This is a genomic window from Streptomyces sp. NPDC050732, from assembly GCF_040654255.1.
Lineage (GTDB): Bacteria > Actinomycetota > Actinomycetes > Streptomycetales > Streptomycetaceae > Streptomyces.
Window position 1 is genome coordinate 38,350 of the sequence record NZ_JBFAHP010000031.1, and the last position, 15,301, is coordinate 53,650.

Annotated in this window: 19 protein-coding genes; 5 read left to right on the top strand and 14 right to left on the bottom strand. The window is 66.9% G+C overall.

What is annotated here, in order from left to right; genetic code table 11:
- Nucleotides 1-371: 371 nt before the first annotated feature.
- Both AB0H82_RS26175 and AB0H82_RS26180 read right to left on the bottom strand, forming a co-directional pair.
- Nucleotides 372-788, bottom strand: coding sequence for a DUF6415 family natural product biosynthesis protein (locus tag AB0H82_RS26175; protein WP_362996746.1), 417 nt, complete (start codon nt 786-788; stop codon nt 372-374).
- Between the two features lie 62 nt (nt 789-850).
- Nucleotides 851-1,264: an ATP-binding protein gene (locus tag AB0H82_RS26180; protein WP_362996748.1), complete on the bottom strand. Its 414-nt coding sequence runs from the start codon at nt 1,262-1,264 to the stop codon at nt 851-853.
- Between the two features lie 292 nt (nt 1,265-1,556).
- Here AB0H82_RS26180 and AB0H82_RS26185 point away from each other — a divergent pair, with 292 nt between their 5' ends.
- The 3 genes from AB0H82_RS26185 (at nt 1,557) to AB0H82_RS26195 (ending at nt 3,273) form a co-directional block, all read left to right on the top strand.
- On the top strand, nt 1,557-2,456 hold the full coding sequence (locus tag AB0H82_RS26185) for a helix-turn-helix transcriptional regulator (protein WP_362996750.1): 900 nt from the start codon (nt 1,557-1,559) through the stop codon (nt 2,454-2,456).
- A complete protein-coding gene (locus AB0H82_RS26190; protein ID WP_362996752.1) occupies nt 2,456-2,668 on the top strand; it encodes a DUF397 domain-containing protein in 213 nt (70 codons plus the stop codon). The genes AB0H82_RS26185 and AB0H82_RS26190 overlap by 1 nt, the downstream gene beginning before the upstream one ends.
- A gap of 257 nt (nt 2,669-2,925) precedes the next feature.
- Nucleotides 2,926-3,273 carry a MarR family transcriptional regulator gene (locus AB0H82_RS26195; RefSeq protein WP_362996754.1) on the top strand — a complete coding sequence of 116 codons (348 nt, stop codon included), beginning with the start codon at nt 2,926-2,928 and terminating at the stop codon, nt 3,271-3,273.
- Here the strand turns inward: AB0H82_RS26195 and AB0H82_RS26200 are convergent.
- The 9 genes from AB0H82_RS26200 to AB0H82_RS26240 all read right to left on the bottom strand — a co-directional run bounded on the left by AB0H82_RS26200 (nt 3,216) and on the right by AB0H82_RS26240 (nt 10,455).
- Nucleotides 3,216-3,563, bottom strand: coding sequence for an STAS domain-containing protein (locus tag AB0H82_RS26200; RefSeq protein WP_362996756.1), 348 nt, complete (start codon nt 3,561-3,563; stop codon nt 3,216-3,218). The genes AB0H82_RS26195 and AB0H82_RS26200 overlap by 58 nt on opposite strands.
- Nucleotides 3,564-3,748: 185 nt before the next feature.
- Nucleotides 3,749-4,555: a hypothetical protein gene (locus AB0H82_RS26205; RefSeq protein ID WP_362996758.1), complete on the bottom strand. Its 807-nt coding sequence runs from the start codon at nt 4,553-4,555 to the stop codon at nt 3,749-3,751.
- A 5-nt stretch (nt 4,556-4,560) separates the two neighbouring features.
- On the bottom strand, nt 4,561-4,887 hold the full coding sequence (locus AB0H82_RS26210) for a hypothetical protein (protein WP_362996760.1): 327 nt from the start codon (nt 4,885-4,887) through the stop codon (nt 4,561-4,563).
- 70 nt (nt 4,888-4,957) lie between these two features.
- Entirely contained in the window at nt 4,958-5,245 is a 288-nt protein-coding gene (locus AB0H82_RS26215; RefSeq protein WP_362996762.1) for a hypothetical protein, read from the bottom strand.
- The gene (locus AB0H82_RS26220) at nt 5,245-6,300 is read right to left on the bottom strand and encodes a major capsid protein (protein ID WP_362996764.1); all 1,056 of its coding nucleotides are present in this window, start codon (nt 6,298-6,300) and stop codon (nt 5,245-5,247) included. The genes AB0H82_RS26215 and AB0H82_RS26220 overlap by 1 nt, the downstream gene beginning before the upstream one ends.
- A gap of 13 nt (nt 6,301-6,313) precedes the next feature.
- Nucleotides 6,314-6,733 carry a head decoration protein gene (locus AB0H82_RS26225; RefSeq protein ID WP_362996765.1) on the bottom strand — a complete coding sequence of 140 codons (420 nt, stop codon included), beginning with the start codon at nt 6,731-6,733 and terminating at the stop codon, nt 6,314-6,316.
- Between the two features lie 149 nt (nt 6,734-6,882).
- On the bottom strand, nt 6,883-7,569 hold the full coding sequence (locus tag AB0H82_RS26230; protein WP_362996767.1) for a hypothetical protein: 687 nt from the start codon (nt 7,567-7,569) through the stop codon (nt 6,883-6,885).
- Between the two features lie 106 nt (nt 7,570-7,675).
- Complete coding sequence (locus tag AB0H82_RS26235; RefSeq protein ID WP_362996769.1) at nt 7,676-8,575, bottom strand: DUF4365 domain-containing protein; 900 nt, start codon at nt 8,573-8,575, stop codon at nt 7,676-7,678.
- 38 nt (nt 8,576-8,613) lie between these two features.
- Nucleotides 8,614-10,455 (bottom strand): hypothetical protein, encoded by a 1,842-nt coding sequence (locus tag AB0H82_RS26240; RefSeq protein ID WP_362996771.1) that lies wholly within the window; start codon nt 10,453-10,455, stop codon nt 8,614-8,616.
- 162 nt (nt 10,456-10,617) lie between these two features.
- Here AB0H82_RS26240 and AB0H82_RS26245 point away from each other — a divergent pair, with 162 nt between their 5' ends.
- Nucleotides 10,618-11,550 carry a hypothetical protein gene (locus AB0H82_RS26245; protein WP_362996773.1) on the top strand — a complete coding sequence of 311 codons (933 nt, stop codon included), beginning with the start codon at nt 10,618-10,620 and terminating at the stop codon, nt 11,548-11,550.
- Between the two features lie 17 nt (nt 11,551-11,567).
- Here AB0H82_RS26245 and AB0H82_RS26250 read toward each other — a convergent pair whose 3' ends face one another.
- From AB0H82_RS26250 to AB0H82_RS26260, 3 genes are all read right to left on the bottom strand, one after another.
- The gene (locus AB0H82_RS26250) at nt 11,568-11,954 is read right to left on the bottom strand and encodes a hypothetical protein (RefSeq protein WP_362996775.1); all 387 of its coding nucleotides are present in this window, start codon (nt 11,952-11,954) and stop codon (nt 11,568-11,570) included.
- A gap of 644 nt (nt 11,955-12,598) precedes the next feature.
- Complete coding sequence (locus AB0H82_RS26255) at nt 12,599-14,137, bottom strand: terminase family protein (protein ID WP_362996777.1); 1,539 nt, start codon at nt 14,135-14,137, stop codon at nt 12,599-12,601.
- Complete coding sequence (locus AB0H82_RS26260) at nt 14,134-14,670, bottom strand: hypothetical protein (RefSeq protein ID WP_362996779.1); 537 nt, start codon at nt 14,668-14,670, stop codon at nt 14,134-14,136. Before AB0H82_RS26260 ends, AB0H82_RS26255 begins: the two co-directional genes overlap by 4 nt.
- Before the next feature lie 377 nt (nt 14,671-15,047).
- Here AB0H82_RS26260 and AB0H82_RS26265 point away from each other — a divergent pair, with 377 nt between their 5' ends.
- The gene (locus AB0H82_RS26265) at nt 15,048-15,215 is read left to right on the top strand and encodes a hypothetical protein (RefSeq protein ID WP_362996781.1); all 168 of its coding nucleotides are present in this window, start codon (nt 15,048-15,050) and stop codon (nt 15,213-15,215) included.
- The last annotated feature ends 86 nt before the right edge of the window (nt 15,216-15,301 follow it).

Sequence of the window (15,301 nt, forward strand, 5' to 3'; positions counted from 1 at the left end):
CGGGGGCAGTCCTCGCCTCTGACTCTCGGGGCAGTCCCCGGCAAGGGGCAGGCGGGTGACGGGATGAATGGACCACCGCCACGTCTCGTACTCGGCGCGCAGCTCGAACTGGAACGGCTTCTGCCTACGAAGGGCTTGCAGCGTCCGTTCGGCACTGCCCTCCAACCAGGCCAGGGCCGCCTCACTCGACGCCCCGCCCAGCTCGCCCGCCACGACGGCTAGCTCCCCTCGCAGCCAGCTCAGGGCAGCGCCCGGGTATGGCGTGGTGATCCCGCCGAGCAAGGGTGCATCCATGAGAGTCGGCGCCGGGTGCGTTTGGTCAGTCGAAGCGTGGTGGAGGTGGCACCAATAGGTGTGGGGCAGCACGCTGGTCACATCGGCCTCCGTAGGCTTGCGGAGGCCGGATGGAACGTGGGCCAGGGGTTGATGTCCTCATCAGGCTCCAGGCGCTCCAGCAGTTCCAGGATGAGCAGGGCCAGGCGGCGTGCGAAGCCGAGGCTCGGCTTGAAGTCCTTCGACGCCTTCTCGGCGTGGAGGCGAGCGGCGATGTCGATCTGGGTGACCAGGTCCGCGTCGGGACGCCCGCGGGCGCGCTGCAAGACGTCACTGACCAGAGGCCACATGCAGCCGCCCAGGACGCGGACTTGGTACCCCACCTCCTCACGCGCCGGCGGGAGTCCGCCGTCATTGAGCACGCGGTCCAAGAAGTCGTGAACCCCGTCCAGCGCCGAAGCGGCCCGCTGCGCGTTCAGCAATTCCCGGGCAGCAGCAGGAGACGGCGATGCCATCCGCGTGGCCTCCTGAGGTCCACTGCCAGCGTCATTTCGCGCAGTCGGAGGAGCGAGAACGTTCACGCAGCGGCCCCGTCGTGGCCCGCGCGGAATTCAGCCCACACGTCCTTGCCAGCGTCCGTCGGGTCGGCCCCCCAGGCGTCGGCGCTAGCGACGATCAGCGACATCCCGCGCCCACCCTCGGCAAGTGGTTCGGCCTCGCGTACGACGGGGAGGTCGTGGCTTCGGTCGCTGACGACGATGCGCAGCACAAGGGGGGAGGCCTCCAACCGGAGCTCACAGTTCTCGCAGCATGCGTGTCTGAATACGTTGGTCAGCAGCTCCGTGACGCACAGCAGGGCGGGGTCTATCTGCTCGTCCCATCCCCAGTACCGAAGAAGCGCGGTGACGATACGGCGAGTCCGTCTGATCTGGACTGGGTTCGCGGTGAGGTGCTGCTGATACTTCGTTCCTGCCCTTGCCATGACGGCCATGGCTCCTCCAGCGCATGAGCGGGACGGCGCCCAGCGGAACGACACCGTCCAAGATCACAGAGGGTTGGCACCCGGAACTCAATGCGTTCGGGTCTGAGCCAGCATGCCAGCAGAACGGCTACGGTGAAAGCCGTCAGGCAGAATTCTGCGGGAAGAGTTGTGACGCGAACGAGCGTGCTACGCAAGGGAGTTGGCGCAAGCCCGCAAACGTTGCACGTGATGGCGGAAGATACGTTGCGGAGCGCGAACGTTCGCCGTCAGACTGTGTTCGATGTACGGGAGGGGTACGGGGATGAGCGAGACGTCAGAGTCGGCCACACCAACGTTCGAGGCAGCCACACCAGCCCTATGCAGACTTCAGCTGGGCAGCGAGCTACGCCAGTTGCGGACTCGCGCCGAGATGAAGGCCGCTGAAGTGTGCCGCATACTCTCCTGGTCCGGCTCGAAGCTGACTCGCCTGGAAACCGCTGACAACGGGATCGTCGAGCCTGCGGACGTGATCGCGCTCTGCCAGATCTACCGGGCGTCACCCGAGATGCAAGACACCCTCACGGGATACGCGACTGTCACGAAGACCAAGAAGGACTGGTGGCAGTCCCCAGATATTCGGGACGCCATCTCACCGGGGTTCAAGGCGTTCCTGGGCCTTGAAGCCACTGCGGAGAAGCTGGAGAACTACTCAAGCGAGTACGTGCCTGGTCTCTTGCAGACGGAAGCGTACGTGCGCTCCATCCACGAACGCCGTGGCCTTCCCATCGAGCAGATCGAGCGCAGCGTCGCAGTACGTATGACTCGTCAGGAAGCCCTACGCCGCGAGACCAACCCGTTGGAGTTCACCGCGATCATCAATGAAGCGGTGCTTTGCCGGAAGATCGGCAGCGCGAAGCTCATGAAGGAGCAGCTGCGCCACATGGCCGACCTCGCCGAATCCAACCCGCACGTCAAGATCCAGGTTGTGCCGTTTGCGCTCGGTCACCACCCAGGCATGAACGGACCCTTCACCGTGTTGAAGTTCGGCCCACGTCTCGGGCTGAAGCCGATCGTGTACCTGGAAAATCTTGTGGGCGCTGGCGTCTCACGTCGCGAGGACGACGTGAAGAGATACGACGCGGCGTTCAGCGATCTCCAAGCACTTGCTCCGGGCTACGAAGAGTCCCTGAGCTTGATTCACACAGCAAGCAAGGAGTTCTGATGCATTTCCGTGCCGATGACCTGAGCGTCGACTGGTTCACATCGAGCTACAGCAACGATCAGGGTGGCGAGTGCGTCGAAGCGGGCAGGATGCGCGACGGCTCAATGGCCATCCGCGACTCCAAGAGCCCCCACGGGCCCGCGTTCGTGTTCCCTGCACCCACCTGGGGGAGCTTCCTCAACGCGGTTCAGAGCGGTCAACTTCTCTCCTGAACGAGTCGAGGAGCGCCCCTTCGCAGCCGCAGGCGAAGGGGCGCTCTGTCCCTGGCCATGCCATCACCGTACGGCTGCCAGCCCCACCCGCCCAGCCAACGTTTGTGGCCGACCGCCCACCAACGTCAGACTCCCGACCTGTACCGACACAGCACAACTAGACCTACACGTCCGGCACCTGCCACCATAGGCGATGCGGGTTTCAGGTATTCCGCACCATGTATTCGCCGGGCCGGAGCGGAGGGCAGCCGATCACGATGACTCACCCCGCCCGGCAGTACACCTTCCTGACCAACCACACCCGGGTGCTGCGGACCATCGCGCAGGACCCGCGTGCACGCGTGCGCGCCATCGCCGCCGCCTGCCAGATCACCGAACGCACGGTCCAGGCGATCATCGCCGACCTCGAACAGGCCGGCTACCTGCGCCGCCGACGGGCCGGACGACGCACTCAGTACGTCGTCGACCTCGATCAGCCGCCCAGGCACCCCGCGGAAGCCGAACTCCCCGTTCGAGCCCTCATGGAACTCGAAGCCGATGACAGCTCTCAACAGCCGAAGAACGCTTCTGCGTCGGCGACGGTGTCACAGACCCGCAAACACTGATCCGCCCCGGTCATCTCAAGGATCCGCCGCAGATGCTCGGGCACACACACCAGCACCAGCACAGCCCCGACCGCATCCGCCCGCCGCCACGCTGTGATCAGCTCGTTCAACCCAGCCGAGTCACAGAACGGCACCCCAGCCAGATCCAGCACAAGGAAGCGGCCGCCACGCGCGATCAGCTCCCGGAACCGCGCACGGAACCACGGACCGGTCACGTAGTCCATCTCGCCGCCGACCCTCGCCACCAGGCAGCGACCTGAGGCACTCCTCTCGACCGAAAGATCAGCCACAACGCCCTCCCCGCCCCCACCACAAGACCATGGCGGAACCTCGACCAGCTGCCATCCACTTGCCCCGCCCTGCACGCCTCACTCCACCGGCATTCCAGGGCCCACTCCCACGGCCAAGCGCATGTCATGACTGGATCAGGAACAGGCACTCATGCGGGCTCGGCGCTCCCTGTTCCCCGGAGGTTCTATGCGTCGGGACGAGGACCGAAGGCGCGGCGGCACCGCGGGTGGCTGATCGGCCACTCTGCCGCCTCGTCGACACTGCGCAACGTTCCAGCCGCTTTATCGAGATCCTGGTGCGAGGTCCAGCCGCAGTCTCCTCCGTCGAAGACCTCGACCTGTCGCACGCCGGCCTGCCGGGTCCGGTTGAGCGTTCCGGCGTTGTACGCGACAGCGGACTTGGTCAGTGCCGCGGCCTCAGCCCAGGCACGGACGGGCACACGGGCACCGTTGCGGTAAACGACGTGGGTCAGGCCGTGCTGGTCGGCGAGCCTGTCGGCTAGGTTCTTCGCGGCCTGTTTTCCGGTCATGTCGCCAGCGGCGAGCAGCGGTACCTCTTCGCGAGCGGCCTTGCGGACGGCTCGGTAGAAGCGGTTCGCCATTCTCTCTGCTTCCTGGGAGCGACGCAGAAAGTCAGCGTAGGAATCAGCAGCGAGCGACTGGAGGGCATCCCGGTGGAACGTTGTCCAGGTGAACGACACTCCTAGGGCCTCGGCAGCGGCCTGCGCGCCTTGTTCGTATAGGGACGGGAGTTGGAGACGGGTGAACTCCTGGGCTTCTCCGTCAACCCGCTGTCGGAACGCGCGAATGGCCCGCTTGAACTCCTCCAGCGTCGCGGCGGTGTGCCGTGCCCGGGGGTTGGTGGCGAGCTGGTTGAGCACGGCCTGTTGCTGCTCGGCGAGCCGCTGCCAGGCCTGGTCGAGTACAGCCGCGACGCGGCGGGCGATCTCTTCAGGGTCGCCCGGAACCAGCGGTGGCCATGGGTACGCCATGTCGGCTACCGGGTGCGGCGCACGGGCGTGAGCGGGGCGGTGACGAGGTCGGGTCCCGCGTCGCCTGGTGCCGGGTCATCGGGGGCGACGAGATCTTCCAGGGCGGCGATCTGCCGTTCGAGGCCCGCGAGGTTGTTGGTCTGGTCGATGGTGACGACTCCGTCGACCGTCATGCGCAGCGGCTCGGCGAGCAGCCTGGCCCGGCGTTCGGCCAGGATTTCGGCGGCGACGGCGCGGGCCCGGCCTAGGCGCTCATAGCGGCTAGCGAGGTCCTGTTCGTCCGTGGCGGTGCCGAGCTGCGCTCGCAGCCAGGCGAGGAGAATCGGGTCCATCAGTGCTCCAGGATGGCCGTCGCCCGCCCCCGCCCGGGGAAGGGCGGGGGCGGGCTGTGGCGTCGGCTTCTTACGCGTCGGGGCCAGCGGTCTTCCTGCGGCGGCGCGGTGCCGGCTGCGCGGGCTCGGCCTCGGCTTCGGGTGGAGTGGTGAAGCCGAAGGGCTGGGGCTCGTCCGTCTCGGATTCCCCTGGCGAGGACCCCTCCGGGGCGGACGACGGCTCGTCGTCCGCCCATGCGTCCGGGTTGGTGATCTCGGCGGCCACGTCCTCGTCGGGCTCATCACCCGGCTCCAGCACGATCCACTCGCGCGACTTCGGGTGCTGGACGTGCACGGCGGCTGCGAGGCGGCGGCCCATCAGATCACCTTCGCCACGATGTGGGCGTCCGGGGTGTGCAGCACTGGCATGCCGACTGCCGCTCCCTTGGTCCAGATCTGAACAGGGTCATCCTGGGCACCGCGGGTGATGATGATGCCCGGCCGGTCCTCCTTGGTGATCTCCGGGTTCGTTCCGCGTGACAGGGCCAGGCCCTCGGCGGTCACGCCGAAGATGGTCTGGCCCCACTTCGTACGGTCCGGCGGCAGCATGATCCACCGGTCTTCGGGGAGGACCTTGGTCTGAACGCCGTCGACGCGCACCTGCCCCTTGTAGAAGGTGATCGGGGGCAGGCTGTAGTTGTCGCGCACCACGTTGATCTGCTGGGGCGTGAGCGTGGCGGTCGGGGTGTTCGAGGGGTTCACCGAGCCGTAGTACGCCGCCCTGTAGGCGTTGTTGGCGGCCAGGAAGGAGAACGCCTTGCGGCTGGTGACCACCAGCTCCGGGAAGGGAGCGCCCCGGTCATCGAGGTACTGAATCCAGCCCAGTTCGTCCCGAATCGGGTCGGACGTGGGGTCGGACCAGAGCTTCGGCACGGTCGGCAGGTTGCCCGCCGGCACGCCCCAATCGACCTCGGTGGTCAATCCGTTCTCCGCGACGAGCGAGAACTTGCCGTCGAGCAGGACGTCCCCCCAGGCCAGCTCCACACGGGAGCGGATCGCCTCGACGTGCCGCTCGGTGTCGTCGTACAGCAGCTCGATCAGCCGGTCCTCGTCGGCGCCCCGGGACGCCTCCAGCAGGATCTGCTCCTGCTCGCCCACGAGGAGCTTCTGACCGAGGGGAGGCAGCATGCCCTCGCGGGTGGTCTGCCACGCCTCGCGGGACGCGAACGGCACGCTGGCGTCGAAGGCCCGGTACTTGGCGACGTTGACGTACCGGCCGTTGTCCTTGACCCGCCACTTCACCTCGTCCTGCTCCAGCGTCGGGATGATCCCGCCGTCCTTGGTGAACAGGTGGTCTGCCTGCGAGGGGATCGCACGGGCGAAGGTCGTGAGGTCGCGGGCGGCGACGTTCTTGATCAGGTCCTGAATGGTCATCGTCGGCCGCCTCTCACACGTACCGGATCTGGGGGCCGGTCACCGACGGAGTGACCTTGGAGGGATCGATGCCGCCGGGGACCTTCGCGGCGGCGACGACGCCGTGCCACAGCAGCGCGGCGGGCACCTTCGTGGCCGTCGGCGCGAACAGCGCCTCGGCGAAGACGTGACCGGCGAGGTTCTGGCGGCCGTCGGTCGCCGTGGGGTCGAAGGCTCCGTACAGGCCGCTCGCGGTGATCTTGCCGACGGGCACGCCGGACAGGACACGGCTGTACGGCTGGCTGGTGTCGGTCGACGCGGCGGTGTGCGTGCCTGCGGTCAGCTTCGACACGTCGAGCGTGATGGTCTCGGTGGAGTCGGTGCCGTGCAGCGCCGCGAGCCAAGCCCGGTCGGCGATGTACGACGTCGACGTGGTGATGGGCTGGAGTGTCACAGCCGTCCTCCCGTGGACGTGAAGCGAATCGGATTCGCGCACTCACCTGGTGGTGGTGCCGTCCACGGGAGGTGTGAGGGGCGTGGTCCCCATGTCCGGCTTTCCCTCCGGTGGGGTCATGGTGTGCGCCATGACGTCGCTGGGCTCGGTCAGCCGGAGACGAATCCCCGGCGCCGCGCCATCTCCAGTCCGGCCGCGCCCGGCTTGGGCGGTACACCGCCACGCGAGGGCGGCCCGCCTGCGGGAGAACCACCGGGGGCGGGCGGTGTGGCCTCGCGGACCTGTCCGAACAGCTCCGGCCTCCGGTCCTTCAGCTGCTCGGCGGCCGTGGCGACCGCGCCCTCGTCGGCATCGGGCTGATCGGCCAGGGCTCGTTCGATGAGAAGCACCGCGTCGTTGAGGTCGTCCCCGGCCGCGCCGAGCCCGGCGAGGGCGGAGCGCCGGACGGCTGCACGTTCCCTGGCAGCGGCCTGCACCTCTCGCTCCTCAGCGGCCCTCAGCTTCTCCTCGGCGGCCTGCTCCCGGCGTTCGATCTCGGACAGGGCGGCCTGCTCGGCCTCGCGCTTGGCGGTGATGAACTCGGTCAGGGCCTCGGAGTTGTCGAAGCCGAGATCGCCGAGCAACTTCTTCACGGCCGCGCGTCCGCCTTGCGTCTTCTCGCGGGCCAGCAGCCGCGACAGGTCCTCCTGTGTGACCGTGCCGCCAGCGGCGCCGCCATCGCCCTCGGGCTTGTTGGAGTCGTCCTCGGGAGAAGCACCGAGGATCGGATAGATCGGCCGCCCGTCACGGCGGTGCCCGACCGGTTCGAGCGGGTTGGGGAGCGAGGGGCGCGTCATGCGTGAACCATCCACAGGTCTCCAGCGCCCCCGCGCCGGTGATCAGTCTATCGGCAGGTGACAACAAGCTGCTTTCCTCGCGGATCCGGAACTTCGCGCCAGGCGCCTACTCCTTCGAGTCGGGCTGCGAACACCACAAGAGCACGCTGTTCAGCGTGCTCCGCAGGGACTCGTCGTACCGGCCGTCTGCGCTCCACGGAGTGACGAAGACAGGTGGAGCGCCGAGGTTGGGAGACATGTCGTCGGGCCGTTCATCCACAACCACGATCATCAGTGGTGCGAACCTATCTCTTCTCCCAAACTTGGCGATCAATCTTGCCGCAGTGAATATGGATGTAACGACTTCAACGTCAAACATGAGTCCCCGGAGTTGAGGGACGTCGGGGTTTGCAAGCTGAACGGTCATCCTAGGGAACTCGTCCCACTCACGGCGCAAGATCCCACAATCGGGGAACATGGCCACCAAGCGGGCAGAAAGCACAAGCTCGTGGAACGCCTTCCGTGTCAGGTCATCGGCATTATCAGCGAGCCACTGACTAACCGCTGGCACGTCTGCCTGTGACCGAGCGAGTGGGCTGAGGTCGAGCGTGGAATTGGCCGCCAACCTCTGATTTTTGGGGACATGGATTTTGGAGCCCTTCCCCGTGGACACGATGGTGCGGTCGTTGACGTGTTGCCAGTAGACCTGCTTAGTCGCTGGGTCGTAGAGCATCACGACGACAGGAAGTGAATGCCCAAGCCAGTAGGCAACATGTTCAGCACTGCAGTGGAACCACCAGCCGCTGCCGGTGGCCGCCTTGAAGTAGCTGGAACCGGACTTGATCTGCACACCCAGTAGTCGCCCTGTGGGCTCAGCGGGATCCCCATCGACAATCTCCAGATGAGCATCGATTCCGAAATCAGCGATGTCCTGCGGCCGGAACAGCCAGCACATATCGGCTGTGACCAGATGCTCGATCCAAGAGACACCTGCCCGCTCGACCTGGTGTGTTCGCTGCACTCGCATGCTGGCCGCCCCCGTATGCCCGGTGATCCGTCGCCATCCTATGAGGGGTCCTCTGCGCGTTGGTCGCTTGGCATCAGCGGCACGGAAGGGATCTCGCGTCCCTCCTGAGGAAGCCCAAGGTACTGACGCACTGCGGCGTTGTCGCCAGTCGCGTCGGCAAGGCGGGCTGCGGCGTCGAAGGCCCTGGACTGAATACGTTCGATCTCGGCTTGGGCGTCGTCGATCGGGTATCCCGCGTCGATCAGCATGCGCACGCCGGACTCGACCGACAGGACACCGGCCCCGACCCCCTTGACCACCTCGTCCAGGACGGCGGCGCGGTCGGTTGGGGTGTGCGGACCCCACATGAGGCGAGCGGGCAGCGACTCGCCCGCGGGCCATCCCTCGGCGTGCCCGGCCTGGTGGAGACGTTGCACCATGCGCAGCAGGACGGCGTACTTGTGGGTCCGGGCCAGGCGCATGGCGGCGACCAGCGAGTCCAGTGGGCCGAGTGCGAGTTGCAGGGCGTAGCCGGACGGCAGGGCGGTCGGGTCGAGCGTGCCGAGCCCGGCCGCTGTGAGACGGCTGTTCGCGGCGATCCGGTCGAGGATGTGGTCGACGCGGGCACGCAGTTCGGCGAGCTGGGCGGAGGTGTCCAGGACGTCCATGCGCCCGTTGTCGTTGAGCTGCCAGACCGTTCCGGCCCTGACCTTGACCGGGAGGGGCTGGCCGGTGGCGCGGTCGATGGGAAGCCGTGCCCCGGCCAGGCCGATGATCGGCGAGCCGGTGGTAGCTGAGGCTCCGGAGCTGTCGGTGTCGGTGGCGGACAGCTCGTCCAGGGCCTGGAGGACGGTGGCGACGGTGGGCTTGCCCCAGTGCTCGCCGCTGGACGGGATGGAGTTGGTGACGTGGACGAGGGGGATGAAGTCCACCATCAGGTCGAGGCGGTCGAGGACTTCGCCGTCTGACCGGATCCGATAGGTGGCCTTGTGCATGGGCAGGTCGTAGAGGATGTCGGCGTACTTGAGGTCGTCCAGCTCCCATTCGGCGTCGGTGAGGTAGCACGTCCACGGGGTCGGTCGGCCGGGAGCCCACGGGTAGGTGCGGGTGATCACTCCCGTCTCCCTGTTGAAAGAGTCGCCCTTGCTCAGGACCGGCTCTCCGTCTCCGGCGTAGATGTACTCGCGTACGGCGGTGCCGTCCTTCGCCGTGCCGCGTCGCGTGGCGGGGGCGATCGGCGCAAGTTCGTACGTGATTCGGCGGAGCCTGGCTTTCAGGCCGCGCCGCTTGTCTTCCGGCAGCTCCCAGGCCAGATGTACGCGCATCGGGAACTCGGCGCCGTCCTGCTCGCCGTCCTCCGGCCACTCGGGGAAGTACAGGCCCGGGTCCCAGGTCCGCAGCAGGACGCGGCCCTTTGCCGGTTCCCAGGCGAGGCTGTAGACCGCGTCGCCCAGCAGGATCGCGGTCCGCTCCGCCTGCTGGATACGCAGGGGCAGCAGCTCCTTGTCGGCCCACGCCCTCAGCTTCTCCTGAACGGCGAGCGCCGCGGCGGCCTCGTCGGTCGGCTCGTCGTCGGCGTGCTCCGCGCCCGTGACCGTGATGGTCTGCTCGGAGCCGAGAAGGTAGCCGAGCGCGGTGTCGACCAGCTTCGAGGCGTCGCCGAGTTCGCGCCGCTCGGTTCCGGCTTCGTCGTCTCCGGTTATCGCGGCGACCTGGCCGGCCTGGTTGGAGTCGTACGCGGCCAGCAGACGGTAGGCGGCCAGGCGCCGCAGGTCCTCGTCGGGGACCCACGATGAGGTCAGCTCCGCCCAGACGTTGCGGCCCGGTCGGCGCGGGTCGGCCATGACTGGCTTGTAGTCCAGCCAACTCCAGACGTCGGTGATCAGCTCGCGTAGGCCCACGGCGCCCCTCCAGGCAGTCGGCCCCGCGCCGCGAGATCAGGTTACGGCGTAGACGCCCTGAGCCGCCCTCAACCTGACGAATCTGTCACTCCGACTGGGTAGCGTCATCATCTCGGGAGGACGGCAACGGCGCTGTCCTCCGTTGTCCAGGGCGGGGGCATCTTGACGTCTAGGCGAGCGCGGAAAATCGAGCCGGCGGCGTACGACGCCCTGACCGAGGCATTGGCCCGGATCTACTGGTACAAGCCAGACCTTGCCCGGTTCCTCCAAATCCGCGCGTCGGAGCACCCCGAGCTGGTCAGCGGACTGGACTTCACGAACTACAAGATCGTCTTCGCAGGGCAGTTCGTGGACCGGCTTCGGCTCGGGGAGGACCGATACCAGGACCTCACGCTCTCTCTCATGCTTGAGATCGCACAGATGGAATCGTTCCCCACCCTCAAGCGACAGCCCGAGGCCGAGAAGTTGCTAACTCAAGCCAGAGATGCCGTGGCCGAACTCAAGACCTGGACTGAACGCTTCCGGGGCCTTCTTGAAGAACGGGCAGCAGTCGAGGAGCAACAAGCACAACAAGCGGAGCGGGAGAAGCATCGTCGCGGCTTCTCGCAGCGCCTTAGCGAGCTGAAGGAGGAGTTCCTGCGACTGCAGTCGGACGCCGACCGTCAGGGGGCTGGTCGCGCCTTTGAGTCGTTCCTGTTCTCACTGTTCGAGCTCTTCGACATGCAGCCCCGCCTCGGGTTTGACCTCGGATTCCAGCAGATCGACGGGTCCATCACGTTCGACACAGACGACTACATCCTGGAAGCGAAATGGCTGAAGGGTGCTGTCGAGTCCGGACCGTTGATGCTGTTCAGCGAGAAGGTGCGCCGGAAGGGGAAGAACGCGCTGGGTCTGTTCATCAGCGTCAACGGCTTCAGCTCGGGAGCCCGGTCCGCCTTCAATGAAGGGACCGCCTTCCTCACGATCGACGGCACCGACCTGTTCTACGTCCTCGATGACCGGGTGCGGCTTGACGAGCTGCTCATGCGCAAGAAGAGGCACGCAAACGACACAGGAGACTGCTACTTCCCCGCGCATCTGATGATCGGCGACTAGGCCGCAGCCCAGCTGCGTTACGGTCTGAGCGTGCTTCCGCTGGCTTCGGCCACCGCCTCGTCGTAGCCGTGCACTCCTGGGGCAGGGAACGAGGAGCACGCGGATAGGAAGCCGCCCCGGTCGCCCGCGCTCTGCTGGCGTTCGCCGAGCTGGTCCCACCGGTCCGCGCACTCCTTCTCGTCCGGACTGGAGTAGGCGGGTGGAGCGCCGTCGGCGATCTTCTGCTTCTGCAAGGCCAGCCCTTCGCTGCGCCCGAGCCGGTACGTCTCGCGTACGCGGTCGAGGTGCGCGGCGCGCTGCTGCTCAGCCGTCGGCTTCTCCGCTCCGTACGAACAGCCCGTAAGGCACGACGCTGCGAGGGCGGCGGCGCACAGGGCTGTGGTCCAACTCCCCCTGGTCCCCATGATCGCGAGGCTAGCAGCGGGATCGTCGGGCCGTTTCCTGATCGGGCCGTTTCCTCATCGGACCGCTCCGACAGGGCTACCCGCAGGACGATGGATATCCACAACTCGCTTCGCGTCAGTCATGGTTCTCGTATCGTGGCTTCCGAGAGCATCAACTCCCTTGCCTCCTCGGCTTATTCATCGACAGGCACACCAGCCGAGGGTGCCGTGAAAGTGAGGGAGCGTGGTGGACTCGCGAGGGTCCGGGGAGCCTAGGCAATCCGACCCGCCGAACAGGGGAAAGTGGGGCCAACTGGCCACTTCGGTAACGATCCAGGTGCTCTTCTGGATGATTGACCGCTGGACCAGCTGACCACTCACCCATCCGGACAGACGAGACAAGGCTGTGGAGGCAACGTCTCGGCTATCCAATGGCGTCGGGCTGCTGATCAACCGGCAGTCCGGCGCCAAACTCCTCTGTTCGTGGTCGTGAGCGGTTGCTCTCCGCTCTGCACTCTCACATTCCAACTTGAGGTGTGCGTGCCCCTCACGGTAGCAACCGGTTGACATTATGAGGGCGTGATTGACCCTTTTAATTGTCAGCCGGGTACAGCCTGAAGCAACTCTAAGTGTGCTACCTCAGCCGGTGTTGCCTGGTCAAGGGTTTACCTGCGCCCTTCGAAGCGCCCGTCATCGAATCCCTCCGGCAGGGTGTCGAGCTGGTCGGGGTCGGCGAGTTCGGTTAAGCCATGGACGGCGGCGTCCATGCGGTCAGGACTGTCCATGCCTTCAACCCACGTGACCATCTGGTCTTCCAACTCGGAGTACTCGCCGACGTGGTGGACGAGCTGCTGTTCGTAGAGCTGGGCCACGGGGGCAGCGCGCAGGCGCTTTCCGACCTTGGCGGTGACCTCCAGGATCATGGGCATGAGCAGCCCCTTGGTGACGCCCTGGCGGCGTAGCTGCTCCCATGCCTGGGTGACGATCTGCCGAGCCATGTCCCCGCCGTAGTTCTTCTCCACCACGATGGCGTCTGCCTTGAGTTCCAGGGCCAGTCGGCAGGCGGCAAGGCCCCAGTCGTTGGCGCCCATGGAGCCGGATCGGTCGGCGAGGACGTAGAGCTGCCGGTCGAAGTCCCGGCCGACTCCGACCACGCCGGTCTCGTCGCCGACGGTGGACTCCCCGCCGGCGGGGTCGACGGCCACGACGATGCGCGCCATGTCGATACCGGAGAACTGGACGGCGTTGATCCTCGCGGTGTCGATCCACTCGCGCTTCCAGACACCTCCCTCTGGTGGTCTCGGCTTCTGCATGTAGAGAGCGCCCCAGACTCGTTCGCCGACGCGCTTGCGGGTTCGGGCGTGGTGGGCAGCGTCGAATCGCTGGGGCCACAGCGGCTCGCCGGATGCCCGGCCGAGCGGGTCATCAGGGCTGTCGGCGAGCGCCGGGAGGTCGATGACGCGCCAGGCGTCTCGCTCGGTGGCGAGGATGCGCCCGGCGAGATCGTCTTCGTGCCAGCGTGTCTGGATCAGGCAGATGGCTCCGGTCGGTTCGAGTCGGGTCTGTATGACGGAGGTCCACCAGTCCCAGGCGCGTTTGCGCATGGTCGGCGAGTCGGCGTCGGCCATGTCCTTGACCGGGTCGTCCACGATGGCGATGTGGGCGCCGCGTCCGGTGAGGCCGCCTCCGATGCCCGCTGCGAGGAGCCCGCCTTCGCCGCCCATGATGTCGAAGCGGTTGGCGGCCTTGCTGCCGGGCGCGAGCTGGATGCCGAGGTCGTCGCCCCAGGTGTAGATGGCGTCCCTGATCCACCGGCCGTGGTCATCAGCCAGGTCGGCGGAGTAGCTGGCGATCATCATGCGGTGGCCGGGGTTGCGCCGCAGGTACCAGAGCGGTGCCCAGCGCGAGGCGCGTCGGCTCTTGCCGTGCCGCGGGGGCATCGTGAGCATGACCCGGTCGCACCGGCCCTCGGCCATGTCGATGAACGCGCGGTCGATCAGGTCGAGGTGGGGCGCCTGCATCTCCCGGCCGCCCGTGAGGACGGCAGCGAGGGCGCCTGGCGAGCGGTCCATGGCCAACTGCCGTTCCGCGCATGCCAGCTCGGTCCTCAGCGTCGGGGAGGCGGACCGGGCGATCACACGGCGTTGGGAAGGTGGGAGCGTCTTGTAGTGGGCGATGACGCTCTCGTTGTCGCGGGGCCTCATTCGGCGTCCGGGTCGGTCAGGGCGATCAGCGCGTCGAGTTCGTCGGCGGTGACGTTCTCGATCTGCACCGGCCCGCCGTCGAGGCCGGACAGCTCCGTCCTGACGGGCATGTCGAGACCGAGCAGCCGGGCGCGCCGCTCCATGATCCGCAGGGTCCGGTCGATGGCCGCGAGGTCCTGGTCCCGGACCGCCTTCTTATAGGCCACGAAGAACAGCCGGTCGAGCCGGTCGGCCTCCAGTGCGCGCAGCTCGTCAACGTCGTCGTTCAGCTCGGCGCGGCGGTCGGCGAGTGCGGTACGCACGTCGCGGCAGGCGGCGTGGATCAACGCCTCGTCGGTGGGCGGGTCTTGGTTCTTGCGGTACCGCTCGATGCCGTAGCCCTGGGGGTAGGCGATGCCGTCGGAGTTGGCGGTCGGGTCGGCGGCGAGTTTGCGGGCGATCGTGAGCCAGTCCACGCCGGCGAGGCGGAGATCGATGGCGTCCGAGCGGCGGCGCGCAATGGCCGCACGCGCGGCCTTGTCGGGGCGTCCCACGTTGGGGGTCCTTCACGGCTCGGGTGCGCCCCCGCGCCCGCCTCCATGATCGCACTCGTTGTACACGCCGGAGAAACCACAGCTTGGTCGACTAAGTAGCCTGCCCTGGCCAAGAGTTGCTAGGGTGCCGCCAAGCTTTTCATCCTCTACGGGGTCCAGGTACCGACGATCTGGGCGTGTCATGGGGTTGCCCCAGGCCGTTCCCACGGAGCTCATGTAAGAAAGAGGGCCCGTCTCAGCAGGCGCTAGCACCGCTCCGCTTCTGAGTTCTGACGTCGGCAGAACCCAGTCAACCGTACGCATTTTCGCGTGGCGGTTGGCTGGGGTCTGCCCACTGGCCCCCCGGTCGATCGCCCTTCACAAAAGGATTCGAACCGGTGGACTCCGCCATCATCTGGCTCCTCGGCGCTACGGGCGTCGTCGCGGTCGCGTTGTACGTGACCAAGGGCCTCCTCGACCAGATCCCGGACCTGGCTCAGTCCTGGCGCCGGGCCCGGGACGCCTTCCGTGAGACGGAGCGTTCAGGATCAGAAGACGAGGTGTGACTGCTGTGGGCCGCCGACAGGTCGGCGGCCCACAGCAGGGCCTCGACAGTTCTAGCCCTGCACCCACCCATCAAGCACCGTTCGAC